This is a genomic window from Sphingopyxis sp. PAMC25046 (genome assembly GCF_004795895.1).
In the GTDB taxonomy this organism is placed as follows: Bacteria; Pseudomonadota; Alphaproteobacteria; order Sphingomonadales; family Sphingomonadaceae; genus Sphingopyxis.
In genome coordinates this window covers 3,462,799-3,489,085 of the sequence record NZ_CP039250.1, presented here as the reverse complement: position 1 = coordinate 3,489,085, position 26,287 = coordinate 3,462,799, and the positions used below count along the sequence as shown (strand labels likewise).

Below are 26,287 nucleotides of genomic sequence, written 5' to 3'. Positions count from 1 at the left end.
CGCCAAATTCCTATGGCGCCAGCCATATCGAGGGGTTCGAGGCGCCGATGCACCGCGCGCTTGCCGAGCCGATCCTGCTTGGCGGGGCGCCGCGAGCGATCGCGATCGTCAATGGTACGATCGCGGCCGCGCTCGGACTCGGTCTCCAGCAGTGGATCGCCGGGCTGGCCATGTGGGCGTTCGGGCACACTCTCGCGGTGTTCGCCGCCAAGCGCGATCCCGACTTCGCCCCGGTCCTTGTCCGCCACCTTCGCCAGAAGGGGCATCTGTCATGCTGAATCTGCGCGAATACCGTCAGAAGGCCGACCGGCTCGCCGATCATCTTCCATGGGCGGCGCTTGTCGCGCCCGGCGTGGTGCTCAACAAGGACGGCAGCTTTTTGCGCGTCCTCAGGTTCCGCGGCCCCGATCTAGAATCCGCCACCGAAGCCGAGCTTGTCGCCGCCTGCGCGCGGGCGAACAATGTCCTGAAGCGCTTCGGCTCGGGCTGGGCACTCCATTTCGAGGCCGAGCGGCGCGAAGCGCTGGGTTATCCCGACAGCAGCTTTCCCGATGCGGCGTCGTGGCTGGTCGATGAGGAACGGCGCGCGGCGTTCGAAAGCGCGGGCGCGCATTTCGAGAGCCGCTATTATCTGACGCTCACCCTCCTGCCTCCGCCCGATCAGGCGGACACGGCGGGCCGAGCGCTGATCGAGCGCAGCGACGACGCGAAGGGCCGCGACTGGCGACAAGCGCTTGCCGGCTTCATCGCCGAGACGGATCGTGCGCTTGACCTGTTCAGAGGCTTCATGCCCGAGGTGCGCGCGCTCGGCGACAGCGAAATGCTGACCTTTCTCCACGGTGCGATCTCCGCGCGCCGCCATGTCGTCGCCGTGCCCGAAACGCCCATCTATCTGGACGGGCTGCTCGCCGACACGCCGCTGACCGGCGGGCTCGAACCGATGCTCGGCGACGAGCATCTGCGGACGCTCACCATCCTCGGATTTCCGAACGCGAGCCGTCCCGGCATCCTCGACGGACTCAACCATGAGGATTTTGGCTATCGCTGGGTGACGCGCTTCATTGCGCTCGACAAGACCGACGCAACCAAAGCGCTCACTCGCCTGCGGCGGCAGTGGTTCAACAAGCGCAAGTCGATCACCGCGCTGCTGCGCGAAGTCATCTACAACCAGCCGGTCCAGCTTCTCGACAGCGATGCCGACAACAAGGTGGTCGATGCCGACCTCGCCTTGCAGGCGCTCGGCGGCGATCATGTCGCGTTCGGCTATCTGACGACGACGATCACCGTTGCCGATATCGACCGCGCCCGCGTCGAGGAAAAGGTCCGCGCGGTCGAGCGCATCGTCAACGGGCTCGGCTTCACCTGCATCCGCGAGGGCATGAATGTGGTCGAGGCGTGGCTGTCGAGCCTGCCGGGCCATGTCTATGCGAACGTCCGGCAACCGATCGTCCACACCCTGAATCTCGCGCATCTCATGCCGCTGTCCTCGGTATGGGCAGGACCGGCGCGTAATCCGCACCTCGACGGTCCGCCGCTGCTTTATGCGGAAACCAGCGGCTCGACGCCGTTCCGTCTCAGCACGCATGTCGGCGACGTCGGTCATATGCTGATCGTCGGACCCACCGGGGCCGGAAAGTCGGTGCTGCTCGCAATGCTCGCGCTTCAGTTCCGGCGATATCCAGACTCCCAGGTCTATGTCTTCGACAAGGGATTTTCGGCGCGCGCGGCCGTGCTGGCGATGGGCGGCGCGCATCACGCGCTCGGGCTTGGCGGTGAGAGCGGTCATGCCGATGACGTGGGCGGGCGAACGATCGCCTTCCAGCCGCTGCGCCACATCGATCGCTCCAACGCACGCGCCTGGGCGACCGAATGGATCGGCGCGCTGCTCGCCCATGAGAAAGTACTGGTCACACCCGAGATCAAGGAGGCCGTCTGGTCGGCGCTCACCAATCTCGCGACCGCCCCGATCGAGGAACGCACGCTCACCGGCCTGTCGCTGCTGCTGCAATCGGCACCGCTGCGATCGGCGCTCGCGCCCTATACGCTCGAAGGATCGTTCGGCCGCCTGCTCGACGCCGCCGAAGACGATCTAGCGATCGCCGACGTGCAGTGCTTCGAGACTGAAGCGCTGATGGGGCAGGCGGGCGTCGTTGCGCCCGTGCTGACCTACCTGTTCCATCGTCTCGAGGAGCGCTTCACCGGGCGGCCGACGCTTCTCGTACTGGATGAAGCCTGGGTGTTCCTCGACCACCCGCTGTTCGCCGCGCGCATCCGTGAGTGGCTGAAGGTGCTGCGCAAGAAGAACGTCAGCGTCGTGTTCGCGACACAGAGCCTAGCCGATATCGCCGACAGCACGATCGCGCCGGCCATCATCGAAAGCTGTCCGCAGCGCATCTTGCTGCCCAATGATCGGGCGATCGAGCCGCAGGGCCAGACGGTCTACGTCCGCTTCGGTCTCAACGCGCGCCAGATCGAACTGGTCAGCCGCGCGACGCCCAAGCGGCAATATTATCTGCAATCAGCGCGCGGCAACCGGCTGTTCGAGCTTGGGCTAGGCCCGATCGCGCTGGCGTTGTGCGGCGCGTCCGATCCCGACAGCCAGAAGCGCATAGACGCGGTGCTGGCCGAAAAGGGCCAGGCCGACTTCGCCGCGACCTTTCTCTCCCAAGCCGGCCTCGATTGGGCGGCCGACCTGCTTGGGCGTCACCCTGCCGCCCGCCCCCCAGAAGACAAGGAGTAATTTCCCGTGCCCCGTATCCCTATCCGCAAATATGCGTGCCTCTCCGCTCTCGCGCTCGGCGCCGTCGGCTCGCTCGGTATCGGCATCGCGTTGACCTCGACGCCCGTCGCGGCCCAGCTCAGTGTGTTCGATCCATCGAACTATTCGCAAAACCTGCTCACCGCCGCGCGCACGCTTGCCCAGATCAACAACCAGATCCAGAGTCTCCAGAACGAAGCGCAGATGCTGATCAACCAGGGCAAGAACCTGTCCCGGATCGATTTCCCGCAACTTCAGGAGCTTCGCCAGCGCCTCCAGCAGATCGACCAGCTCATGGGCCAGGCGCAGGGCGTCGACTTCCGCATCGATCAGCTCGACGAGCGCTTCCGCCAGCTCTACCCGCAGGAGTTCGATCAGGTGTTCCGCCGCGATCAGCGTGTGGCTCGCGCACGCGATCAACTCGATACCGCGATGTCCGCGTTTCGCCAGACGATGGGGGTCCAGAACCGCATCGTCGACAACGTACGGAGCGACACGCAGGCGCTCGCCGACATCGTCGCGCGCAGCCAGGGCGCGGAAGGCTCGCTTCAGGCGCAGCAGGCCACGAACCAGCTTCTCGCGCTCACCGCCAAGCAGCAGCTCCAGCTTCAGCAAATGATGGCGGCGCAGTTCCGGGCGGAATCGGTCGAGCAGGCGCAGCGGGGCCAGATCGCGCGCGAGGCACGCGAGTCGACGCGCCGCTTCCTCGGCGACGGCAAGGCTTACACGCCACGCCAATGAGCTGAGGCAGGCGAGGACCGCGCCCCCAGCTCCCCCCGGGTCCGAACCTGTCTCGTCGCGGGGGCCGTAGGGCTTGCCCCTCTCATGGCCGCCGGTCCCCGCGACACCTTTCAACTTCAAGCAGGAACCCGCCCATATGGATGACCTGAATGTCATCGATCAGTTCATGGAGGCCTTCGCCTCCTACATCGACAGCGGGTTCGGCCTGTTGGGCGGTGACGTCGGTTTCCTGACCACGATCCTGATCGGCATCGACATCACGCTCGCCGGGCTGTTCTGGGCGCTCGGCGGCGAAGACGACGTCATCGCCAAGTTCCTCAAAAAGATCCTCTATGTCGGCGTCTTCGCCCTGATCCTCAACAGCTTCTCGACACTGTCCGATATCATCTTTCGCAGCTTCGCCGGCCTCGGCCTCACCGCAGGGGGCAGCGCGATTACGGCTGACGATTTATTGCGACCCGGCAAGCTGGCCGGGACCGGCTTCGAGGCAGCATGGCCGCTCCTCGAGCAGGCGAAGGAGTTGGTTGGCCCGATCGCCTTCTTCGACAATTTCATCGAGATCGCCGTGCTGGTGATCGCCTGGGTCGTCGTCATCGCCGCCTTTTTCATCCTCGCGATCCAGCTTTTCATCACAATCCTCGAATTCAAGCTTACTTCGCTCGCCGGCTTCGTGCTCGTGCCCTTTGCGCTGTGGAACCGCACGTCGTTCCTCGCCGAACGGGTGCTCGGGAACGTCGTCAGTTCGGGCATCAAGGTCATGGTGCTCGCGGTCATCGTCGGCATCGGCTCTAACTATTTCGCCGACTTCACCAGTGCGATCACCGGCGACGAGGTGTCGATCGAACAGGCCGTGTCGCTGATGCTCGCGAGCCTCGCGATCTTTGGCCTCTCCATCTTCGGCCCGGGAATCGCATCCGGCCTCGTCGCCGGCGCGCCGCAGCTCGGCGCCGGATCGGTGATCGCCACTACCGTGCTTGCCGGCGGAGGTCTTGCGATGGCAGGCGCTGGCGCCGTCGGCGCGGCACGCGGTCTCGCGGGGGCCGGTCTCGGCGCGATCCGCGCCGGTACATCGATGGGGTCTGCCGCATCCACTGCCTACAAGCTCGGGCAGGAAACCTCGGGCTCGACCAGCGTCGGCGCGGGCCTCGGCGGCGTTGCGACCGCCATGCGCGGCGCGGCTGCCAACCGGATGAGCGGCGGTCTCGGCGTTAGCGCTGCCGCCGATCGTGGGCAGCGCGCCGCATGGGAAGCAGGAAGCACCCGTGCCGGCGGCGCCGCCCCCGCAGCCGCGCCGATAGGCGCAGCTGAAGGAACACCCGCCTGGGCGCAGAAGCTTCATGCCAGCCAGAATGCTCGCCACCGCCGCCAGATGGCGATCCACGCAATCCAGGGCGGCGACCGCGGCGGCGCTGGCGCCACTCCAGACATCAAGGAAAGGGACTGAGCGATGAAATTTCGACGCGCATTGCAGCGCTATGGGCGAACGCCCGAACCCGAGACACCCTACCAACGAGCGGGCCAGCTTTGGGATGAGCGTATCGGCTCGGCTCGCGCACAGGCGAAGAACTGGCGGCTGATGGCCTTCGGCGGCCTGTTCCTGACCACTGGTCTGTCGGGCGCGCTGGTCTGGCAATCGATGCAAAGCCGCGTCGTGCCCTATGTGGTCGAGGTCGATGCACTCGGGCAAGCACAGGCCGTCGCGCCTGCCGCCAAGGACTATCGGCCGACCGATCCGCAGATCGCATGGTTCCTCGGCCGGTTCATCACCGGCGTTCGAGCGCGCTCGCTCGATCCGGTATTGATGCGTGAAAACTGGCTATCAGCCTATGATTTCGCGACCGAACGTGCGTCACTGTTCCTCGGCGAATATGCCCGCACCTCCAATCCGTTCGCCGATGTCGGGCGCAAGACGGTTTCGGTGCAGGTGACGAGCGTCGTCCGCGCGTCGGATACGAGCTTCCAGGTCAAATGGACCGAGCAGCAATATGAGCGGGGAAGCCTCGCCAGCACGTCACGCTGGACGGCGATGCTCACGGTGAAGATCAAGCCGCCGCGCTTGGCCGATGTGCTCCGAAAAAACCCGCTCGGTCTCTATGTTGACGCGATCGACTGGAGCCGCGAACTGGAAACGCCTCAGGACCGGCCGCCTTCGCCGCAACCATCGGCCGTGCCCGATCCCGCACAATCACTCCCGGTCGCGCCGCCCACCGACATTCCGCTGGGCTCGCCGCTCGATCCGACCCTTGCTCAACCCGCAGCCGCACCATCCCCCGAAAGGACCGACCAATGATCCGTGCCCTCATCCTGGCGGCGAGCGCGATGGCGCTTGCCATGGGCGTCGCTGCGCAGAGCCGCGAACCCGCGTCACCCACCGCGCGCGTCACTGCCGCCAACCGGGCGGCACTGCGCGAGCCGTCGAGCGCGGGATATATATATGCCGTCCAGGTCTATCCCTGGGCGGAAGGCGTGCTCTACCGGCTCTATGCCGCGCCCGAGCGCATCACCGACATTGCCTTGCAGCCGGGCGAAACGATTGTGTCCGTCGCCGCCGGCGACACCGTGCGCTGGACTGTCGGCGATACCACCAGCGGCATCGGCGAAAGCAAGCGCGTGCACATCCTCGTCAAGCCGTTTTCGGCGGGCCTACGCACAAACCTTGTCATTGCTACCGATCGCCGGACCTACCATCTCCAGCTCGAAAGCACGCCCGCGACCGCGATGGCGGCGATCTCCTGGACCTATCCACATGACGAGCTGATCGCGCTCCGGCGTCAGCGCGATGCAGCCGTGGCGGCGACGCCGATCGCGTCGGGCCTCTCGGTCGAAAGCCTCAACTTCAACTATGCGATCTCGGGCGACAAGCCGGCCTGGCGGCCGCTGCGCGCGTTCGACGATGGGCGGCAGACCTACATCGAGTTCTCGCCTGCGATCGCCGTGGGTGAGGCGCCCCCGCTGTTCGTGATTGGCGAGGATGGCGAGGCCCAGCTCGTCAACTATCGCGTCGCCGGCCGCTATTATGTGGTCGACCGCCTGTTCGGTGTCGCCGAGCTGCGCCTTGGCGGCAAGAAACAGCAGATTGTCCGTATCACCGCCGCCCAGCCGAAGAGCCGGCAGCGCAAGGCCGGGAGGGGCGCGTGACCGATCCAACCGCTTCTTCCGCGCCGATCGCGGCGCCCAAAGCCGACCCCGAAACGCTCGTTCTGCGCGCGGCGCCGGGCCGCGTCACCCGTTTTCGCCGCGGTGCGATCGTCGCCATCGCTGCCGCCGGCTCGACCGCGATCATCGGCGTCGCCTGGCTGGCGCTCAAGCCCGCGACCCTGAGCCTGATCGCACGAAGCGATGAAAAGCTGGTTGGCGCGAAGGCGCCGCCTGATGCGCTCGCGGGCGCGCCGACGAGCTATGGCGACGTGCCGAAGCTCGGGCTACCGCTTCCCGGTGATCTCGGGCGGCCGATCCTCGAGCGCCAGCGGCAGCTTGGCGGGATGGTTCCCCCTGACCCCGCTGCCGATGCGGTGAGCCGGGCCGCGCAGGAAGCCGAAGCCGAGCGCCAGCGCATCGCCGCTGAGCAGAAGGCCGCACGCGAGTCTGGCGTCATGCTGCAATTGGCGGGCGGCGGTCGCGCCGCCGCCCCTGCACCGGTGACTACCGATGCAAGTGTTCCGCCAGCATCGGCCGAGACTGCCAAGCCGCTCCTCGACCCTGACCGAGATCCTAACGCCCAGGGGCGCAAGAACGAATTGGTCGGCCACGCCAATCGCGACGACGACATCAATCCGCACGCGCTGGCGCAGTCCGTATCGCCTTGGACCTTGCAGGCCGGCAGCATCATTGCCGCGAGCCTCATAACCGGGCTCAACTCGGATCTTCCCGGGCTCGTCACCGCGCAGATCACGGAGAACGTCTATGACAGTGTGACCGGGCGCGGTCTGCTCATTCCGCAAGGATCGCGGCTGATCGGCAGCTACGACAGCGTTGTAGCGTTTGGGCAGAGCCGTGCGCTGGTCGTCTGGCAGCGGATTATCCTGCCCGACGGCTCGTCGATTCGTATCGACAATGTGCCGGCGACCGATACGCAGGGCTATGCGGGTCTGTCCGACCGGATCGACCGGCATACTTGGCAACTTCTGAAGGGCGTCGCCCTGTCGACACTGCTGGGCGTCGGCACTGAATTGAGCTTCGGCAGCACCGAAAGCGACCTTGTCCGGGCGATCCGCGAGTCAGCGCAGCAGAGCGGCGCGCGCGCCGGCGATCAGCTCGTCACGCGCAATCTCAATATCCAGCCGACCTTGCGCGTGCGTCCCGGCTGGCCGCTACGGGTGGTCGTGCACAAAGACATCATATTGCCCGGACCCTGGGGAGGCCGTCATGGCTGATTTGAAGCTGCCAAGGCTGCCCGATCGGACGCCGGCTAAGATCACGATCAACGTCATGCCGGATCTCATCGAAGCGCTGAACGACTACGCCGAGGCCTATGAGGCGGCCTACGGCCGACGCGAGTCCGTACCGGACCTCATTCCATTCATGCTTAGCGGCTTCCTGGCGAGCGACCGCTCGTTCAGCCGGGCACGTAAGAAATAGTCCGATGTCGGCCCGGCAGCCTGCAACGAATGGCGACGACGCGCCCCCGATTGGGCCGATAAGCGTTCGCATTCCCGACGCAGTACGGATGACGGGGCTCAGCAAATCCAAGATCTACCAGCTCATCGCTTCCGGCGACATCGAGGCAGCCAAGGTCGGCCGTGCAACCGTGGTGTTTGTCGATAGTCTGCGGTCCTTTCTGCGATCACACTGTAAACAGCCGCGTTCTCGGGCGTAGCAGGGATCGCGCATGTCGGCCTGTCGATATTTCGGCACGGCCTGTCGCGAAGGGGTAAAATTGGGGGTGGATTGAGCGGAATTATCGGCACGACGATCAAGAACGTTGTTATAAATCAGTATCTTATGTTTTTCGTGTGAATCCCTCCTCCGCTACCATCCGCGAATCACCTTCAAACCTCGCATTTCCGGCAGTTTTCTGCCATTCATCGAGGTCGTTCCAATGGTGACAGACACCCCTCCAGAAGTGAGTTATTCGGACAACTCACGCCTGATTTGGACCCGTTTGGACACAAGTTTCGCGAGAATTTTCGCGAGTGTTTCATGGCCTCGATCCCCTCGAGGTTATCATGAGCAAAGCAGTAATATTGACCCCCGCCCATATCGAGCGGTTGAAGAGCGGCGCGCTAGCCGACCGCGAAGTCCCGGGCCTTTCCATCATCGTTGCCGGCGCTGCCAAAAAGCAGTGGCGCTTCAAGCGCGTTGTCGCGGGCACAAAGAAGACCGTCGAATTGATCTTTGGGGTCTACCCGGCCTTTTCAATCGATGAAGCGCGTGAATGGGCGGGGCCACTCAGCAAGGCCGTCGCGCGAGGCGAGGATCCGCGCGAAACCAGGCGCGCTGAAGAGGCCTTGGCGATGTCGGTCGCCGATGCGCATGCGATTTACATGGACGCGATGCGCCGCGGCGACAGGAAGAAGCTGAAGCCGCGGACGATCCTGGACAAGGACAAGATGTATAGCCGCGACATCGGCCCGAGGATCGGATCCAAGATACTGTCCGCACTCACCGAAGATGAATGCTGGGACGCGGTTTATGACAAGGCAAAGGTTTCCAAGCATCGTGCGAACAAAATGGCGGGAGAACTTAGCTGCTTCCTGAAATGGTGTGCGGGTCGTGAAGGCCGGATGGCGGGCATCATTCTGAAGGAGCATCCGGCGACCACCCTCAACTCGAACTGGTTCGATACCGGGCCAAAGGCCAACAAGCGCTTCCTGTCGGACGAGGAAATCGAGTGGTTGTTTCGGGCGCTCGTCGATGAGGATCATACCTATCGGCGCGGTTTCGTCCTCCTGATGCTGACGGCGGCGCGGCGCAGCGAGCTTTTCGAGGCGCCTGCGGACGAGGTTGTTGCGGGTGTCTGGACGCTGCCTCCGGAAAGGTCGAAAAATGGCGAGGAGAATGTCGTGGCGCTCGGGCCGTGGGGAAGGCGTCTTGCGCAAACCAACTATGAATGGCTGTTTCCATCGCCGCGGATCGATGGCCCCCAGCGCGCGGGTTGGTTCAAGGCGCGCGATCGGGTCCATGCACGGATGGAAGAATTCGCTGGACGTGCGATCGCGCGGTGGCACTTTCACGACCTCAGACGGACGTTCCGATCGAATGCACGGCGTGTCGGTATCGACAATGAAATCGCCGAGTTGATGCTCAACCACAAGCGCAAGGGTATCGAGGGCATTTACAACAGGAACCAGGAGCTCGAACTCCGCGCTGCGGGATTTTCGGCATGGGAAGATCATGTCCTCGGGCTCGCCCGGTCCGCTGGCGTCGCCGAAAGGCTGTCTGCGCCGCCGGTGGGATGAAGCCGCCGGGCAGCTCGGGCGCCGACACCATGCGGGTCAGGCCAATTCTGTCGCACGAGAAGCACGTCCTGCTGCTCGGCAAGTGTCAATGAAGTCGGGTGCGCTAGCCTCTTTCCCGTTTGGTAAAGGATTGCTGGGAGTATATTTCGCTGCAATCCAGGGTGATTCATGGCGAGCGCCGGTACGCCACGCCTCAAGGGCCATATATAACGGGTGCCGGGGCAACATGCTGCTCGGGCCGGTTATCGGCATCTATATGCCGAACGCCCGAACGGGTGCCGGCTGACGTTTGCGTTGCGGGCGTCCGGGGGTGTTTTCCAACGTCCGTCGCGACCGGTCGATTTGGTCCGCGACTGGCAATCGCTAAGTGATCGACGTGAGCGCGGTTTCGAGGCGTGGTAACCGCGCGTCGATCGCTTTTGCGATGCTGTCGTGGATCGCCGGATGAAAGTCTGCGGGCATTTCGGAGAGAGCGGTAGAGGCCGCCTTTGGCGCGGCTTCCAATATCTCGGTCAGGACCGCCTTTATCGTCGTTACACCGAGCCCCGCCTCAAGGCCGGTCTCGATGAAATGGCGACCGACGATTTCGAGAATCCTGTATTTGCCGCTGGCGCCCGCAGACATGGCCAACTTATACTTGTTGTTCGGGATTTGCTTGCGGTCGAAAGCGCCTTGCGCGGAGAGAATATCGTAGAAGGGAGTCAGGCCATAGCGCCCCCCCGGACGAAGGAAGATGCTGAAATTCTTCCCATGGCCGTCGGTTGCGCCGATCAGCCAGAAAAGCAGCAGGCTCTTGAAGAAGGCGGCCTGATCGCCGAGCGGATCGTCTGCGCCGCGGAGCAATTTTAGCACGTCGATCGCGCTTGGCCCGCCATGGCTTTGATATTTCTGTGCCGGAGGGATGGCGAGTGCCTGGCAACAATCTTCTTGCGGCAAGCGCAGAATCCGGTTTTCGCGCCGCTGCCGGTCGAAGCGCTCGACGACGAGTACCCGGCGTTTTCCGAAGGTTTCGATCTGGCTGGAGGCGGCAGGCAAGCCGAAGGCAGCGAGCAGGCGCAGACAATAATGCTCGTTGTCGACACTGTCCTGCATATCGATGGTGCCGAAGGCCGTCGGTATTTCGCCGAGCTGGGGCTTCAGGATATGCGTGGTCGGGGTCGTGCCGAGAGGACGCATCCAGCGTCCCTCGTTGAACAGAAGCGCGGTCTTTTCCTGGGCACCGGCCACGGAAATTCGAAATTCATGGTCGTGATCGATACCGAGCGGTGTTCGCGCCAGATTGGCGAGCATTCTCTCGATCTCGCCTTCGTCGACGATCTCGCCTTCGATCTGCGGCAGAGCTTCGATCGACGTCCCCTCGGGCAGGAATTGCATCGCGCCCACGCAGTCGCGGCCGATCCGTTCGAGCAGGCTGTAATAATCCGCGCCTTCGGCGCCGGTACGTTCCGCGACTTTCTTGCGAACATTCGGATTGTCTGGAAGGAGATTTTCGAAAACCGCCGAAACGGGGAGGCCGCTGTAGGCGGATTCGCGTAGCGGCAGCGACAAGGAGATCGCGAAGCCATGCTGCCAGTCGAGCCAGCTCTGATCATAGCTAAAGCTGGTCGCTCCGCTGCGGTCCTTGATCAGTTGCCCTACAGGGCGGTTATTGATCAGCACGTCGAGGGGGGTATGAGCGCGGCGGCGCGGCATCAGAAAATATCTTCTATTCCGGCTGCCGGACCGCGCGACCGGTTATCGACAAGCAGCTCCAGATCGAGAGCCGCGAATAATGCATATATGGAAGATAGCTTCGTGCCGTCTTTCCCGCCTTCGATTTTCGATATCAGCTCCTGGCGCAGGCCGGACAGGCCAGCAAGTTCGGTCTGGGTGAGCCCCTTTTGCCGGCGTGCTCTCTGGATCAGATTTCCCAATTGCTTCGATGACCGTGCAATCTGAGCCATGATAATCTCCTTGAGGAATTTATGTCGTAAAGGGCATAAATTGTCAATATGCGATTTTGAGCATAAAGTGAAAATATGCTCAAAAGAGCATGAGGGTTCGTTATGCTGTTAATGGCATAAGATCAGGTATCCGGGATCAGTCAAACCATGGACCCCAGCTCGGATCCGACAGCCGCCGTCGTGCAATGCGTACGAGCCTTTGGACGCGTAGGCGGTAAGAGGCACTTTCCAGCCGCCACCGCCTTGGCGCGATCGCTAAACTGAAAAGTGCGCGCGCGATGTCCTGTTGGCTCGCATCGTCGAGAAGCGCATCGCCCGTGCGCAATTCGAGAATCCACTGCCCCGCCTTGCGCTCGCGCGGCATCATCGAGGCGGGAAGGGTGCCCATCTGCGCGAGAACAAGGAACTGCCGGAGCGCCTCGAGCTTTGGTTTCGCCGACACGATCCCGGCGATCCGGTGCTCGACGCGTATCGGGCCGCCGAGGAGCGTGCCGTCGTTGAGGTCGAGCCGCACCGACCACCGCCCGTCGCTGACCAGCCAATGCTCCCGGTGCGCTGCGTCCACGGCGACGGAAACCAGGGGCGCGACGGCGAGGATATCGAACAGATCCTCGCTCGCGCATCCGCGGCCCGCAGGACGTCCTCGAAGAACATGCGGGTCGCGATCGATACTCCAGATGGGGCGTGCCTGCGGCGCCGCAAGCGCGGGGTCGATCCATCCGAGAAGCCCGGTTGCATCCAATGACCCATCGGGAAGTTCGGCGCGGCGCGCCCACATCTGCCGGTAGGAGCCGCTGCGCCTAAGCCATTCCCATGCGAACGCGCGCCGGTCGCACAGAAGGAGCTCGGCATAGGCATCGGCTGTGCGCCAGTCGGCGGCCGGCCCCTTCATCCGATATACCCATAATATATTCTGAATATTTGCATCGGGCAGAGACCGGGTGGCGCTGCGGGCCGTCAGCGGCGCCGACGACCGGCCAGTGGCCGGCTGGTCGCTCGTGACGAGGGTCGCGATACATGCTGTGAAGAGGGATGGAACATGCACGTCCGACGCGGCGCGGCGGCGACGCCTGCGGTGCGCCTGCGGCGCTGTCTATTCGGTGCCTTCGGCAAAATAGGCTCGCAGGCGGTGAGCGACCCCGGCGTTGAGGCGCATCAGACTGCGGCGGCCATCGAGATGGTCGGGAATGCGTTCGAGAATGTCGGCGTCGCACAGTTTTTGAATGAGCTTCATTGCGCTGCTCGTCGGAATTCCGGCCGATATGCAGAGGGAAGACATGGCGAGCGGTTTGCCTTCGCACTCGTGGACGAAGAGATCGAGAAGCATGTCCCACGCGGGCTCGCCGAACAGGTCCGGCGCGCCGATCAATTGCCGCCGCAGCATTCGCCGCCGGACGACGGCCAACGCATTTTCAAGGGCGCGCCCGGCTGCGGGGTCGGTGTCGCTGCGCAAGGTGAAGGCCGACGGCTTCGCATCGGGGCCGGCAAGGGAATCCTCGCTCATGATGTGATGCACCTGCGCTGCGGTCACGACGATATGGTCGAGAATCCGGACGTCGAGCGCGCGGCCGATTTGGTCGAGCCTGTGCGTGGCGAGAATATCTTCCTCGCTCGGCCGGTGATCGCCGCTCGGATGATTATGCACGAGAATAAGCGCCGCGGCATTATGTTCGAGCGCGCGGCGGAAGATGGTGCGGGGGTAGATGGCAAGATGCGCAAGCGTTCCGCGCTGCACCTCCTCGTCTGCGATCAGGTTCCGCATGGAGTCGAGAAAGAGGATGCGAAGCCTCTCGTCGGGGAGCGACCCCATCGACGCGATGAGATATTGGCATAGCGCCGGATCGAACGGATCGACTTCTGCCGACCGGATGCTGGATCCCAGAAGTTCGAGCATTGCGTCGCGCGCCGATATCAGGACCGCCGCTACTGCGGGCCGGTCGCCGACAATGCGGCCGATCGCCTCTGCCGTCTGGGCCCAAAGCGAAGCCAGGTTGCGGAATTCGTCGAGAAGCGCGGTGGCTATATGTTCGCAATTGTCGGGTTCGACCGCCGCCACGAGGCGTGCCAGGACGGATCGTTCCCGGTCGCGCGAGCCCGAGAGACATGCCGCCAGGTTGCGAGGGCGAGGACCAGAAGGAGCGGCCAGGAAGCAGCAACCTGCATCGTCTGATAGGCGATCGGATGAACCGAGAGATCTACGGCCTTGCCGACATGCGCGGTCAGCGGAAGGATCTGGAGAACAGCGGCCAGCATCGGCCAGAACCGGTGTGCGACCATAGCCAGGGCAAGCGTCGAAAGCGCCGCCGCTATATCGATCGCAACATGGCCGGTGTCGATCGAGGCAAAACGGGGCGGCACGAAGAGATGAAGCACCTGGTCGGCGACGAACATCCCGATAAGGATGAGCGCCATTGCCCGCTCGGGACCGCCGCCCTTGCGCAGCGCAAAGACGACGACCGCGATGAGGAGGGCCACGAAGATCGCTATCCGGATCATCAGGATCAAAGACCATGCGCCGGACCCTCGCGTCAATGCCCGAGCGCGGCGGCTCCGCTGTCGGCAGCTTCCGCGTGGGCGGCCGAAGGGCATTCGTGAAGGTCGAGCCCGCCCGTTTCGCGGGCGATATGTACGAGTTCGCCATGGATGCGCAGCACGTCACCACTTGCGCCGGCAAGTGCGCTCTGGACTTTCACGAGCCGGCAGATCGTGGCCTGGCCCCGGGCGGGAGGAACGCCGGGCGTGTCGCGCCGCGCCGTGACGACGCTCGCCAGCAGCGTCGAAACCGCAATCATGGCATCGTCGATCCGCGTCTCGGCGGCGGGCACCTGGCGCTGCAGGCGGGCGGCGGTAAGGCTGATATTCTCGGACATGACGTCTCCTTTGCCGGAAGCGGCTGCTCCGGCTCTTGCTGCATAAATAATGAGAAGGGTCAGCCGGCGAGGAGGCGCGTGAGCACCTCGGCGATCCCGATGCTTCCCGCGAGAAAAATGATCAGCGTGCTGAGCAGGGCAGCGATGATCAAAAATCTTGCGGCGAGCGCGTGGTCGTGCCTCCAGATCTTCCCGGACGGCGCGGCCGGTCCCCCGGAAGGGTGGGCGATCCCCGCGCTTTCGCGAATGTCGAGGATTGCGTCCGGTACGCCGTCTGCGAAATCGGATGGCACGATCGTCGCTTCGGCGGGAATATCTACCGGGTGATATGCGATCCGGTCGCATATCTTCCGGAGGCGGGCGTAGCGTAGCGCCGCGTCATCGCGGCCTGCAGCGCCGAGGACCGCGCGCGCAGTACGCAGCCGCTGGTCGACCGTGAATTTCGAGATGCCGAGCGCGCGAGCGATTTCCTTCGACGTCTTGCGCTCGAGCAGGAGGTCGAGGCACGCGCGCTGCTTGTCGGTCAGCCGGTCCCAGCGGAGACGGTCGTCGGCGGTAGAAGTTTGCGACCCTTCCATGATGTGTTTTGGTGTCTGCTCCGGTCGATGGCCTCGCGAAAAAGAGCTGGTCGAATATATATTGCTGAATTTGCGCCCAATTCTCAACTACTGGACGAGATCGCGGGCGATACACCTTGGTCGCGGCTTCGGGCGCCGCCCCGTTTCGAGTTCACCGAAGGGCCGACCGGCGCAGCATTATCAAGGGCACATGGTTTTCGCTGCCGCCAGTCACAACAACTCTCAAATTGAGACTAACTAACGAATATATTTGAAATATATTGTTTGCTCGATAGCGTTGGGGTGCTTCGCATCGCTCCAGACCAGCGGCGATGCCCAACGGTCGGCCCCCCTGCCATTTGAGAGGAAGGCGAGGCCCGGCACCGGAAGGGAAGCAAGAGCGGATCGGGCGGTTCGAGAACGCCGCCGCTGTTGCTATGGGTCGCAATGCCAACGCCTGACGCTGCGCTGCGGCTGGCGGCCGACGCTATGTCGGCAGCCAGCGAGGATGCTCTGGTCGATGTCCTTCTCGAGGCCTGTGCACGTATGGGCTGTTCCTGGTTCGCGCTCACCCATCATGTCGATTTCCTCGCGGCACCGGGGAAAGGTGTCCGGATTCACAATTATCCCGAGGACTGGGCGCACTGGTTCGATTCGCGCGGGCTCGGCACCTCCGACCCGGTGCACCGCGCGAGCCAGAAGCGAATGGCGGGCTTTTTGTGGCATGACATGACCGATTTCTCGCCGGAGCGTCCGGGCGACGCGGCAATATTCGCACGCGCCCGGCGGCACGACATCCACGATGGCCTGACCGTGCCTGCCCATCTGCCCGGCGAGGTCCATGGTTCGGTCTCCTTCGCGTGGCGAAGCCGAGCCGCGGCGACGCCCGAGGCGCTGATGTTCGCGCAGTCCATCGCGGCCTTCGCCTTCGAAGCGGCGCGGCAGATTTCTAGACCTGCTGTCCACATCAACCGGCCGCGCCTTACCGATCGCCAGATCGAATGCGTGCTGTGGGTCGCGAGGGGTAAATCCGATGGAGTGATCGCTCAGATTCTCGGACTCAAGGAGGACACGATCAGCGAGCACCTGAAAAATGCGCGCGAGCGCTACGAAGCGCCGAGCCGCACGAGCCTCGCGATCCGGGCACTGTTCGACAGCGCGATCACCTTCGGCGACGTCGCGGGCGGCTGACACCCCCCTTTCTTGGTATGGCGCGTCCGGACGATGCGCTCCAATTGGACTGTCTTCTCAACCAAGGGAGACAGTCAATGATGATCATCGTGGGCCGAGACAACCGGACGCGCGAGCATGTCGCGCTTCGCTCGATGTTCGAGGCGCGCAAGCGCATCTTCGTCGATCTGCTGAAATGGGATTTGCCGGTGCTGGCCGACCGCTTCGAGGTCGACCAGTTCGACGACTGCCATGCAACCTACCTCATCGTGACCGACAAGGACGGCGGCCATCTTGCCTCGGCGCGCTTGCTGCCGACAACGCGCCCGGCGATTCTCGATGGGCTCTTCCCGCATCTCGTTGCCGGACCGGTTCCGCGCGGTGACGGAATAGCCGAGATCACGCGCTTCTGCCTTTCGCGCGATGCAGGTGCCTCTATGCGCAGAATCGCTCGCGACACGCTTCTCGCGGGGCTAGTCGAGCAGGCGCTCGCGGCAGGCATCCATACCTATACGGGGGTCGCCGAACATTCCTGGTTCCGCCAGGTCCAGCGTTTCGGCTGGGAGTGCCGCGCGCTCGGCGAACCCTCCATCGACGGCGGGAAGCTACTGACCGCGCTTGCCATCAGTATCGACGCGGAGACGCCGGCGCGGCTGGCGGCGGCGGGGATCGGGAGCAGTTCGACTGCCGCGCTGCCGGCCGCTGCCGCCTGAGGGGGAGAGGGATTATGACCTGTGCGTTGCTACCCGTGCCAGCGAGCGGGCCCGCGAATGGCAATGGCCTCCTCGAGGACGGCTATGACATTCTGCGCGGCGTCGTCGAACCAGGGTTCGTCGCCGAGATCGAAGCCGATCTCGCCGACCGATTCCAACGGACGCCCTTTTGCGAGGGAGGCTTCTACGGCGAGCGAACCAAGCGCTTCGGTCGCTTGCTGATCCGCTCGCCGCACATCGAGCGGCTCGTGCGCCATCCCGATATTCTTGCGCTCGCCGAAGCGGCGCTCGGGCCGTGGTGCGAGCGTATCCAGCTCAACCTCACCCAGGCGATCGAGCTTCACCCGGGCGCGCTGGCGCAATTTCCTCACCGCGACCAGCAGATGTGGATGGGCGAGCAGGGACGGACCGAATATCTCGTCAATTTCATCTGGCCCCTCACCCCCTTCACCGCCGAAAATGGGGCGACTCTGATCTGGCCCGGAAGCCATGGTATGCGGTTCGAGAGCGACACCGGCGAGGGCCCGGCGATCGCCGCAGAAGCGCATCCCGGCGATGCGATCGCCTTCCTCGGTTCGACCTTGCACGGAGCCGGTGCCAATCGGAGTTGCGGCGTGCGGCGCGGGATCATCATCAGCTACTGCCTCGGCTGGCTCAAGCCTTACGAAAACCCCTGGCTCGCCTATCCGCCTGAGGTCGCGCGGACCTTTTCGCGGCCGCTGTCGGAACTCGCGGGATATGTGCAGCACCGTCCCAATCTCGGCAATTTCGAAGGCCAGTGTCCGTCGGTGCTGTTCGACGGCTATCCTGCCGACCCGCTCGCCGCGATCGACGCGCTCAGGCCCGAACAGGCGCTTTTGCTCGAAGGCCATGTGGCGGCGCAGGCCGCCGAAGCGGGCGCGAGGCACACGCCATGAGTCCCGGACCCACGATGGAGCGCGTCTATGCCGAGTTGAAGGCCCGGGTGATCCGCGGCGATTATGCACCGGGTGAACGGCTCGACCCGGTGCAACTCGCCGGCACGGTCTCGGCCAGCGCGACCCCGGTCCGCGATGCCTTGCACCGGCTGGCGGGCGAGCGGCTCATCGACAGCTGGCATCAGGAGGGGTTTCGCCAGCCGATGACGATCGAGGCCGACCTTCACGATCTCTATGCCTGGTGTGCATCGCTGCTGCTTCTGGCGCTGGCGGGGCAGGAGGAGGCGCCGCTGGTGGCGGCGCCGGCGTTCGGCGGCAGCGACCCCCGCGATTATCCCGAGGAGATTGCGAGTGCTTTCCGCGCTGTCGGCTGGCTCAGCGCGAACCGCGAATTGCGCCACGCCGTCGCGAATGCCGTCGATCGCTGCCACGTCGTGCGGAGCGCCGAACTCAAGGTCGACCCCAATTGCCGGAGCGATATTGCCGCGATCGACGAGGACCGGCGCTTCGGTCGCTGGAGCGCGCTCCGCGCGAAGATCACGCGTTTCCACCGGCGCCGCGCCTTGCTTGCGGGCCGCGTCGTCGCCGAACTCAGGCCGCGCGAACCGCCGCTCAGATAATATTCGAACTATTTGAGTCGTATAAAATTCCTATTCGGAAACGGCCTTTTACGCTTGTGAATGCCGCAATTTCGCGGCGGTTGCACAAGGAGGTTCTCATGAACCCGAATGACAACGAAGCGATCGAAGAACTCGGCATCGCCAGCGTCGAGACGCTGGGCGACGAGTTCCCGGTGCCCGAGCAGATCGGCCACGATCTGAAGCTCGGCGGCGGCATCAGCGCTGACTGACGATCGACGGGGCGCGGTCGCTCTTCGCGACCGCGCCTTTCGCCGGCCATGGCCTACACCCTCGCTCCCCACATCAGCTTCGGCTTTGTCGGCGCGGATGCCGTTGTCCTCGACATCGCCGCCGACCGCTATCTCCGCCTCGGAAAGGCCGAGACCGATACCCTCCGCGCTCTTACGGAAGGTGAGTGGTCAGACAACACGCCGGCGGCGTTCGAACGATTGTCTCGTCGGGGCATCATAGTGAGCGGCTCGGGACCCATCGCGCCGGTCGTTGCGGCACCTGTCATCGCGAGCGTCGTCGAGACGATTTCATTCTCGCGAGCGACTTGCGAGCCCGGCGTCTTGGAAATCCTGACGGCACGCATGATGGCCGCTCGCTGGATGGATTTTGCCGGCCTCTCGAGGACGATGGCTCGCTGGAGGGCATTGCGAACGCGAGCGGGCCCCTTCGATCCGGCCGAGCCTTCTTCGCTCGCGGACCTCGTCCGGGCCTTTCAGCAGGGGATGCGTTATTATCCTTCGAAACGCCGGTGCGTACAGGACTCGCTGGCGCTGATGACATGTCTCTGGCGCCGCCATTTCGATGCCGACGTTTATTTCGGCGTCCGCCTCGATCCCTTTGCCGCGCATTGCTGGGTGCAGTCGGGCGGTCTTCTATTGACCGACCCGGCCGCCGTCGTGGCCGAATTCTCGCCGGTATTCCGGCTATGAGCCACAACCTCGCAATCGAGACCGGGTGGGACGAGGCGAGCATCCTGCCTCCCGGACTCAAGGATTATGGTCGGCTCGGCAAGGCGCGCATCGTCGGCACGGACGCGCAGCCGCTGAGCCTCCAACATGGTCTGTTGCTCGCCGGCTATGCGTTCCGCCGCCAGACCTTCAGCTCGCTGCTCGCGATCGACCGGGCGGACGCGCAGCGGATTACCAGCACCGACGGCAAATGGGCCATCGATAATCTCTGGGGCAATTATCTGCTCGCATGGGTTGGCGGCAACGGCAGCGTTCGGATCCTGCGATCCCCATCGACCGGACCGGCCCTCTATCACCATGCGGGTTCGGGCAGCGCGTGCATCTTTACCGACCTCGCGCTTGCGCGCGCGTTGGGCCACGCGCTGACACACCCCGACCCGGCCGCGCTCGATGCGCATCTTCGCTTTCCGCTTCTTCGTGGTCCGGCAACGGGGCTGACGGGGGTGAGAGAGATATTGGCGGGAGAGATCGCGGCCCTTGGCGAAGCGGGTGAACCGAGATGCGCATGGTCGCCGTGGAGCTATGTCGGTCGGCGCCCGAGGGTGGTAGCGCCGGAGGAATTGCGCGAGGTCGTCCAATCGGTCGTTGCGGCGTGGGCGTCGCGCTTTCCGCGCGTCCAGCTCGAACTGTCGGGCGGCCTCGACAGTTCGATCGTCGCGGTGTCGCTGGGCGGCCGACCGGACTGGCGCGCGGTCAACCTCGCGACCGAAGGCGCTTCGGGCGACGAACGCATCTATGCGCGCGCCGCAGCGCAAGCGGCCGGAGCGCCGCTCGTGGAAATCATGCTGCCGGGCGACGCCGGCGATCCGCTGGCGCTACCCGAGCATGTACGGGTACGGCCGGCGGGCTTTGGATTGCTGCGATCGAGCAACGCGGCGTTGCTCAAAGCGGCGCGCGATTACGGCGCCGACGCGATCTTCAGCGGCGCCGGCGGCGACAATATATTCGGCTATATCCGGCGGGTCGGACCCGTAATCGACGCCTTCCGCTTCGCCGGTGTCCGGTCCGGAATGAAGGCTGCGGCCGATCTTGCCGACCTCACGGGTGACAGCCTGTGGCGGGCGCTGCGTCTCGCCGCCCGCCGGTGTATCGTGCGGCCGCCCGACTGGCCCGCCGATTCGGCATTCCTGTCGGCGCGCTACGCGACATCGCAGCCGCCGCACCCGTGGTTGGCTTCGGGTCGTGGCGTAAGCGCCGGGCAGTTCGGGTACGGGCGCGCCATGTTGCCGATCCAGCCCTTCCTCGATGGCTATGATCGCGCGCTCGAGATGCCGATGATTGCGCCGCTCCTCTCGCAGCCGCTCGCCGAGTTCGGGCTCTCGGTCGCGACCTGGCAATGGAGCGCGGGGGGACATGACCGGTCGTTGGCGCGAGCGGCGTTTGCGGAGCTGCTCCCGCCGATCGTCCGCGACCGGCGGACCAAGGGGCGGGTGGACTCGCTGTTCGCACCGGCCTTCGACGCAAACCGGCCGGCGCTACGCCAGTTTCTGCTGGGTGGCTGGCTCGCCGCGGCGGGCATCCTCGACAGCGATGCGATCGACGCGGCGCTGCACCGCCCGGCGAACGCGCTCGACGCCGTCTATATCCGCCTCTTGCAGATTGCCGACGTCGAGCGCTGGGTGCGCTCCCTCTGAGCCCACACGGGGACCAGGCAAGGAGAGGAAGCGCACCCGGGAGAGTCAGGGTGACGGAGGAAGCGAGGCCGCAGCCACGGGCGCGGTCGCAGCCGCCCGATAGCCCCGCCACCGGCGATATTGGTCCGTCTTGGCGGGATCGCTATCCTCTTCGCCTTTCAGCCAAAAGCGGTACCAGTCGAGATTGCGCTCATAGACGGCGCGCTTGTGCGCCGGCTGCTTTTTGATGTGCGGCTCGTCGGCGAAGGCGAAGAGTTCCGCCGGCTTGCCGGCGAGCTTCAGCTTGGTGTGAAGCTCGAGCACGTAGCGCGCCTCGCTCTCGGGAAGCTGCATCAGCAGCGGCGTATCGATCGGCCCGACATCATAGACTGCGGAAAGCCGCCGCCAGCCTGCGGGGTCGCTATCCGGATCGCCGATCTTCCAATACTCCTTGAGCATGGCGGCGAAACCGCGTCCCGGGAGGGCATTCGCCCAATAATAGGCGGGCGACATTTGTCCGGAGGCGAGCGTCGCGGCGGCAAAGCGACGGGTGTTGCGGATGCCGTAGAAGGCGACCTCGGAGCCGAAGCTGAGCCCGCCGATCCCGACCCGTCCGGGGTCGACCAGGCCCTCGTCGACGAGAGCGCCTACGGCGCCGTCGATGTCGGCCAGCGCGAGCGCATAGCTCGCCTCGGTGCCCGCTTCCTTCGGCGCCCTTACGCGGTCCATGCACAGCACCGCGATGCCGTGCTCCACGAGCGGCAACATCGGAATCTCATCGCCGATGCCGCCCTTCAGAAAGCCCGGGCAGCGATAATATTGGATGACCAATGGCAATGGCCGCACCGCATTCTTCGGGGTGAGCAAGATGCCGGTCACGCCGCGCGGCCAGCGCATCGCTCTCGCGGTGACCGAGATGCGCGCGCGAAGGGCGCGGTTCGGATCGTCGAGGACGCGCCGCGCGGGGTCCGAATAGGACAGGGCGACGAGCCGCGGGGGGCTGTCGGGTCCGGCCACGGCGCACACGAACCGCTCGCGGCCGAAGGTGCAGCGCGGCGGACGATCCGCCGAGCGCTGCGCCCCGTCGACGGCAGCTAGTTGCCGCGCTTTGGTCGACCCGACACGCCATAGCCAGAGCTGCTCGCGCGCGCTGCCGGTCCGTTCGAAGAGGATGAGTTCGTCGAAGCCTGGACGCCATGCAAGGGCGACAATCTTCCCATCGCGGCAGGGCGCGGCGCGGCAGGCGAGGCGCCTGCCGTCCGGGCGCGTGACGATAATATCTGTGCCGTCGCCGATTTCGGCGCGGCTCCCGCCCGCGCTATCGGCCTTCTCCCCCTGCGGACCGGCGCCACCGACGGCGCCGATCGCCACCGGCAGGAGCGTCGAGGTGCGCGGTGCGTCGGACAGGATGCGCTCGCGTGTGAACCAGGCGCCAGGCAGCCGCATCATGACGCGCTTGCCGCCTTCGATCCCGCCGCCGGCGATCGGCTCCATGGGATCGAGCCGATGGTCGACGAGCGTCCCGTTGTCATAAGCAGAGCGCTCCGCAGCGGCGATGGCGGCGCGGGTCGCCCCCGTCACATATCGGATGGCCTGTCCCTCCGCCGCGGGTTGGAACGCGATGATGTCGGCATCCGGAACGAGCTCGGCGGCAAGTCCGCTATCGGTGCGCCAATGCCACAGGCCGACGGCGCCGTCGCGGAGCGCGAGGAAGCGCAGCCCCTTCGAATCCGAGTCCCAGACCGGAGATTGCTCGCGGATCGCGCCGGCGCCGCCGAACCGCGCGGCACCGCCGCTGCCGATGTGCGTCGGTACGCCGCCATCGACGGGGACGACATACCAGTCGAGCCGCACATCATTGTCGGCGATCGAAGGCCGGCCGATGCGATAGGCGACCTGCCGCCCGTCGGGAGAGAGAGCCACGCCCGAAATCTCGGCAACCTCGACAATGTCCCGGACCGCGACGGGAAGTCGCTCGCCACCGGGCGCCTGCGCCGGGGCTGCGGCCGCTGCAAGCAAGGCGGACAGCATCACCATGCGATCACCGCCTGCAGCGCGGCCATGCGGCCGATGGCGCTGGCCTGCTCGGGGTCGTAACCGAAAGCCGAATTGCTGGTCAGGAAGCGCACATAGGGCGGCGCCTTGTCGAATAGATTGTTGATGCTGAGCGCAAGCCGGAGACTGCGCCCGCTCGCACTCGCCGCGATCCGCGTGCCAAGCTGCAGGTCGAACGTCGTCCAGCTCTTCACGGGCTCGGCGGGGGTCACGGTGAGGTTGCGATAGCCCCCGACATGATTGACGGCGATGCCGCCGTCGAAAGCGCCGAACTCCAGGCCCGCGCGTCCGCGCAGCCGCAGCTTGACCGGATTCCCGAGCGTCGCGAGGACGTTCTGCTCGGGCGCCGCATCGGTCACCTTGCTGCCGATCTTGAGCATGCGCGTTCCCCCGAGCGACAGCGTAACCCGGCCGGCGGCAAGGGGGCGGGCGAAGGTGAGGTCGAAATCGATGCCCCGGACGGTGGCGCTCGAAAGGTTCAGCGTCCGTCCGTCGACGATCGCGCCGATCGCGGTCGGCGTGACCCCGAGCGGATTGGAGAAGCTCGGATCGGCGAAATAGGCCGACACGAGCGCTGGGTCGGGCGCGTCGTCGACGAGCGATCCGTAGATATCGCGCCGGACGAGGAAATTCTGGAGATCGAAATTGGCGCTCGCGATTCGGTCGCGATAGGCGATATCGAACCAGGTCGCCGAGAGCCTGAGACCCGGTGCGAAGCGCGGTTCGAGATCGACGCCCGCGGTCCAGCTCCGCGCCTTTTCGGGGCCGAGATCGGGCCGGAAGCCGAAGAGGCCGAGGGCGGTCGTTTGCCCTGTCGGCGACTTGGGATCGGGGAGGCGCAGCGTCTGGTAAAGCGCGTTGGCGGCACCGACGAGCTCGGTGAAATAGGGCGCGCGGAACGAGCGGCCATAGGAGGCGCGCAGCGTCACGCCGCTCAGCGGAACCCAGCGGGCGCCGAACTTCGGATTGGCGGTATCGCCGACATCCGAATAATCTTCATAGCGTCCGGCGGCGGAGAGGGTGAGGGCGCCCGGAAACTGCGCGCCCGCATCGAAGGCCGGAACGACGATCTCGCCATAGAGCGCTTTCACGGCGCGCTGGTCGGGCAGACCCGGGATCGTCGAGACGACCGGTTCGTCCGATGTGACGTCGATGAGCGCATGGTAGCGCAGCCGGTCGCGGCGATACTCGGCGCCGAAGGCCGCCTTGACGTCCCCGGCGGGCAGCGCGAACAGCGTGCCGTCGGCGCGGAGCGCGGCCGAAAGCACCTCGTACCGGACGTCGCGCGTTTGGCCGCCGCGAAGGCTGTCGATCAGCGCGGGGTCGTTGACCCCGCCATCGCCGAAAAGATTGATGGCAGTCGCGGTGGTCGTGGCTGCAGCGGCGCGCTGGAGCTTCAGGCGGTGAACGACGTTGACGCCCTCGTCATGTTCGCGCTGGAGCCCATAGCCTCCGGACAGCTCGACCGACCAGTCGCCGACATCGGCCCGCGCACCGAAGCTGCTGTTGAAAGCGCGGGCGCGGCCGCGCGTCCCCTCGGGTCCGAAATCGGCCGCCGGATCATAATAGACGGTGATCGGCTGGCCGGTCCCGATCGGATCGACATAATAGGGATTGGCGCTCGTCACCCTTTGCGCCTGGATGCCGAACAGGCGGCGGCGGGTCTCGAACCGCCGGTCGGCGTAAAGCGCGCGCGCGAAGACCGAGATGGTGGGAGCGAGGTCCTGCTCGGCCGAGAGGTAGAGGCTCTTCGTTTCCTGGCGCGGAAGGATGTCGATGTTGCGGCGCGTGTCGCCGCGATTGAACCCGCCGGGAACAAGGTCGGCGCGGGTGAGGCGCGTTCCGTCCTGTCCGCGCGGGATGCCGAAGACCTGGCCGTTTGCCGCGACGATCGACCCCGGATTGGCGAAGTTCGAGCGGAGATCGGGGCCGCCGAACGGGCGTAGATCCTCGGTCGCAAAGGCCCGCCTCGACGAAGGTAGGTTGCCGCGGCGATAATATTCGGCGGCGAGCGTGAGATTGCCGCCGTCCCAGCCCGCTCCCGCGATCTGGCTGAGCTGGACCTCGCCGAAATCGCCATCGGCGGTGCCGGCGCGCAGCCGTGCCTCGAACCCCTCGTACCGGTTGCGGAACCTGATATTCACGACGCCCGCGATCGCGTCGGATCCGTAGATCGCCGATGCGCCGTCGGTCAGGATCTCGATACTTTCGATCGCGACTGAAGGCACGAGCGAAAGATCGGTGAACGCCCCGGCGCCCCCGCCGAGCGCCGGCCGGCCATTGTCGAAGAGGGTGAGCGTAGAGCCGCTGCCGAGACCGCGCAGATTGATCCCCGAACCGAAACCGAGGTTGGTTCCGGCATTGCCGCGCGCCGTCGAGCCCGAGACCGCCTCGGTCGGCCCGCCCGAGAAATTCTGCGGGATCGTCTGGATGAGCTCGGCGAGGGTCGCGCGGCCGCTGTGCTCGAAGGCGGCGCGGTCGATGACGGCGACCGGCGACCCCACTGGCCCCGTGCCGCGAATGCGGGTGCCGGTGACGATAATGTCGGCGTCGAGCTGCTCAATATGTTCAATGGCATCGCCGCCGCCGTTTCCCGCGCGCGCGACGAGCGTCCCCTCGACGAGATCGATCGACAGGCCCGTGCCCGCGAGCAGGCGCGATAGTGCCGCGCCCGCCGTGAGGCGCCCGCGGACGGCGGTGCTGAGTTTGCCTGCGACGATCTGCTCTGCGGCGATGACCTGCTTGCCCGAAATCTCCGCGTAGCGGCGAAGCGCGGCAGCGAGATCCTGCGCGGGGATGTCGTATCGCGCTTCGCTTTGCTGCGCGCGAGCCGCGGGGGCGTAAAGCGCCGCAGCCGACGTCGAAGCCGCGAGGACGGCGGCGATGGTCCGAATTCTCATATTTCCCTCCCAGATTGCGGCCGCGATGGCCGTCTGGGATGCGGGAATGATG

At 65.2% G+C, this 26,287-nt stretch carries 26 protein-coding genes; 17 read left to right on the top strand and 9 right to left on the bottom strand.

All coding sequences use genetic code 11. From position 1 onward, the window contains the following. Positions 1 to 47: 47 nt before the first annotated feature. The 10 genes from E5675_RS16435 (at position 48) to E5675_RS16390 (ending at position 9,897) form a co-directional block, all read left to right on the top strand. Positions 48 to 278, top strand: a complete 231-nt coding sequence (locus E5675_RS16435) for a VirB3 family type IV secretion system protein (RefSeq protein ID WP_051035683.1) — start codon at positions 48 to 50, stop codon at positions 276 to 278. Further along, positions 272 to 2,740 carry a conjugal transfer protein TrbE gene (gene trbE / locus E5675_RS16430; RefSeq protein ID WP_017499933.1) on the top strand — a complete coding sequence of 823 codons (2,469 nt, stop codon included), beginning with the start codon at positions 272 to 274 and terminating at the stop codon, positions 2,738 to 2,740. The genes E5675_RS16435 and trbE overlap by 7 nt, the downstream gene beginning before the upstream one ends. A gap of 6 nt (positions 2,741 to 2,746) precedes the next feature. After that, positions 2,747 to 3,499, top strand: coding sequence for a P-type conjugative transfer protein TrbJ (trbJ, locus tag E5675_RS16425; RefSeq protein ID WP_017499932.1), 753 nt, complete (start codon positions 2,747 to 2,749; stop codon positions 3,497 to 3,499). 136 nt (positions 3,500 to 3,635) lie between these two features. Next, complete coding sequence (gene trbL / locus E5675_RS16420) at positions 3,636 to 4,943, top strand: P-type conjugative transfer protein TrbL (RefSeq protein WP_017499931.1); 1,308 nt, start codon at positions 3,636 to 3,638, stop codon at positions 4,941 to 4,943. Positions 4,944 to 4,946: 3 nt separating this feature from the next. Beyond that, positions 4,947 to 5,789: a conjugal transfer protein TrbF gene (trbF, locus tag E5675_RS16415; RefSeq protein ID WP_026108910.1), complete on the top strand. Its 843-nt coding sequence runs from the start codon at positions 4,947 to 4,949 to the stop codon at positions 5,787 to 5,789. Further along, the gene (gene trbG / locus E5675_RS16410) at positions 5,786 to 6,637 is read left to right on the top strand and encodes a P-type conjugative transfer protein TrbG (RefSeq protein ID WP_006635655.1); all 852 of its coding nucleotides are present in this window, start codon (positions 5,786 to 5,788) and stop codon (positions 6,635 to 6,637) included. The genes trbF and trbG overlap by 4 nt, the downstream gene beginning before the upstream one ends. After that, positions 6,634 to 7,872, top strand: a complete 1,239-nt coding sequence (locus E5675_RS16405) for a TrbI/VirB10 family protein (RefSeq protein ID WP_017499929.1) — start codon at positions 6,634 to 6,636, stop codon at positions 7,870 to 7,872. Before trbG ends, E5675_RS16405 begins: the two co-directional genes overlap by 4 nt. Next, a complete protein-coding gene (locus tag E5675_RS16400; RefSeq protein WP_017499928.1) occupies positions 7,865 to 8,077 on the top strand; it encodes a DUF2274 domain-containing protein in 213 nt (70 codons plus the stop codon). Before E5675_RS16405 ends, E5675_RS16400 begins: the two co-directional genes overlap by 8 nt. A gap of 4 nt (positions 8,078 to 8,081) precedes the next feature. After that, positions 8,082 to 8,315, top strand: a complete 234-nt coding sequence (locus E5675_RS21995) for a helix-turn-helix domain-containing protein (protein ID WP_051035681.1) — start codon at positions 8,082 to 8,084, stop codon at positions 8,313 to 8,315. A 349-nt stretch (positions 8,316 to 8,664) separates the two neighbouring features. Beyond that, entirely contained in the window at positions 8,665 to 9,897 is a 1,233-nt protein-coding gene (locus tag E5675_RS16390) for an integrase arm-type DNA-binding domain-containing protein (protein WP_136175470.1), read from the top strand. 363 nt (positions 9,898 to 10,260) lie between these two features. Here E5675_RS16390 and E5675_RS16385 read toward each other — a convergent pair whose 3' ends face one another. The 7 genes from E5675_RS16385 to E5675_RS16360 all read right to left on the bottom strand — a co-directional run bounded on the left by E5675_RS16385 (position 10,261) and on the right by E5675_RS16360 (position 15,288). After that, entirely contained in the window at positions 10,261 to 11,589 is a 1,329-nt protein-coding gene (locus tag E5675_RS16385; protein ID WP_136175469.1) for a type II toxin-antitoxin system HipA family toxin, read from the bottom strand. Continuing rightward, positions 11,589 to 11,840: a helix-turn-helix domain-containing protein gene (locus tag E5675_RS16380; protein WP_136175468.1), complete on the bottom strand. Its 252-nt coding sequence runs from the start codon at positions 11,838 to 11,840 to the stop codon at positions 11,589 to 11,591. The genes E5675_RS16385 and E5675_RS16380 overlap by 1 nt, the downstream gene beginning before the upstream one ends. Before the next feature lie 136 nt (positions 11,841 to 11,976). After that, a complete protein-coding gene (locus tag E5675_RS16375; RefSeq protein ID WP_136175467.1) occupies positions 11,977 to 12,732 on the bottom strand; it encodes a DUF6499 domain-containing protein in 756 nt (251 codons plus the stop codon). Between the two features lie 201 nt (positions 12,733 to 12,933). Further along, the gene (locus tag E5675_RS21560) at positions 12,934 to 13,896 is read right to left on the bottom strand and encodes a JAB domain-containing protein (protein WP_168707909.1); all 963 of its coding nucleotides are present in this window, start codon (positions 13,894 to 13,896) and stop codon (positions 12,934 to 12,936) included. Next, positions 13,860 to 14,315 (bottom strand): hypothetical protein, encoded by a 456-nt coding sequence (locus E5675_RS21555; RefSeq protein ID WP_168707908.1) that lies wholly within the window; start codon positions 14,313 to 14,315, stop codon positions 13,860 to 13,862. The genes E5675_RS21560 and E5675_RS21555 overlap by 37 nt, the downstream gene beginning before the upstream one ends. A 53-nt stretch (positions 14,316 to 14,368) precedes the next feature. Beyond that, on the bottom strand, positions 14,369 to 14,710 hold the full coding sequence (locus E5675_RS16365) for a hypothetical protein (RefSeq protein WP_136175465.1): 342 nt from the start codon (positions 14,708 to 14,710) through the stop codon (positions 14,369 to 14,371). 59 nt (positions 14,711 to 14,769) lie between these two features. Further along, positions 14,770 to 15,288, bottom strand: coding sequence for a helix-turn-helix transcriptional regulator (locus E5675_RS16360; RefSeq protein ID WP_136175464.1), 519 nt, complete (start codon positions 15,286 to 15,288; stop codon positions 14,770 to 14,772). A 426-nt stretch (positions 15,289 to 15,714) separates the two neighbouring features. On the opposite strand from E5675_RS16360, the gene E5675_RS16355 reads away from it, so the two are divergent. The 7 genes from E5675_RS16355 to E5675_RS16330 all read left to right on the top strand — a co-directional run bounded on the left by E5675_RS16355 (position 15,715) and on the right by E5675_RS16330 (position 21,301). After that, on the top strand, positions 15,715 to 16,458 hold the full coding sequence (locus E5675_RS16355; RefSeq protein WP_136175463.1) for a LuxR family transcriptional regulator: 744 nt from the start codon (positions 15,715 to 15,717) through the stop codon (positions 16,456 to 16,458). A 77-nt stretch (positions 16,459 to 16,535) separates the two neighbouring features. Further along, positions 16,536 to 17,150 (top strand): acyl-homoserine-lactone synthase, encoded by a 615-nt coding sequence (locus E5675_RS16350; RefSeq protein WP_348769809.1) that lies wholly within the window; start codon positions 16,536 to 16,538, stop codon positions 17,148 to 17,150. A gap of 14 nt (positions 17,151 to 17,164) precedes the next feature. Next, positions 17,165 to 18,067, top strand: coding sequence for a phytanoyl-CoA dioxygenase family protein (locus tag E5675_RS16345; protein ID WP_136175462.1), 903 nt, complete (start codon positions 17,165 to 17,167; stop codon positions 18,065 to 18,067). Continuing rightward, positions 18,064 to 18,687, top strand: coding sequence for a GntR family transcriptional regulator (locus E5675_RS16340; RefSeq protein WP_136175461.1), 624 nt, complete (start codon positions 18,064 to 18,066; stop codon positions 18,685 to 18,687). Before E5675_RS16345 ends, E5675_RS16340 begins: the two co-directional genes overlap by 4 nt. 98 nt (positions 18,688 to 18,785) lie before the next feature. Next, a complete protein-coding gene (locus tag E5675_RS21930) occupies positions 18,786 to 18,917 on the top strand; it encodes a hypothetical protein (protein WP_281727858.1) in 132 nt (43 codons plus the stop codon). 48 nt (positions 18,918 to 18,965) lie between these two features. Then, positions 18,966 to 19,628: a lasso peptide biosynthesis B2 protein gene (locus E5675_RS16335; protein ID WP_136175460.1), complete on the top strand. Its 663-nt coding sequence runs from the start codon at positions 18,966 to 18,968 to the stop codon at positions 19,626 to 19,628. Beyond that, positions 19,625 to 21,301: an asparagine synthase-related protein gene (locus tag E5675_RS16330; RefSeq protein WP_136175459.1), complete on the top strand. Its 1,677-nt coding sequence runs from the start codon at positions 19,625 to 19,627 to the stop codon at positions 21,299 to 21,301. Before E5675_RS16335 ends, E5675_RS16330 begins: the two co-directional genes overlap by 4 nt. Before the next feature lie 45 nt (positions 21,302 to 21,346). Here E5675_RS16330 and E5675_RS16325 read toward each other — a convergent pair whose 3' ends face one another. Next, positions 21,347 to 23,317 (bottom strand): Atxe2 family lasso peptide isopeptidase, encoded by a 1,971-nt coding sequence (locus E5675_RS16325; RefSeq protein WP_136175458.1) that lies wholly within the window; start codon positions 23,315 to 23,317, stop codon positions 21,347 to 21,349. Next, positions 23,311 to 26,235, bottom strand: coding sequence for a TonB-dependent receptor (locus E5675_RS16320; protein ID WP_136175457.1), 2,925 nt, complete (start codon positions 26,233 to 26,235; stop codon positions 23,311 to 23,313). Before E5675_RS16320 ends, E5675_RS16325 begins: the two co-directional genes overlap by 7 nt. Positions 26,236 to 26,287 lie beyond the last annotated feature (52 nt).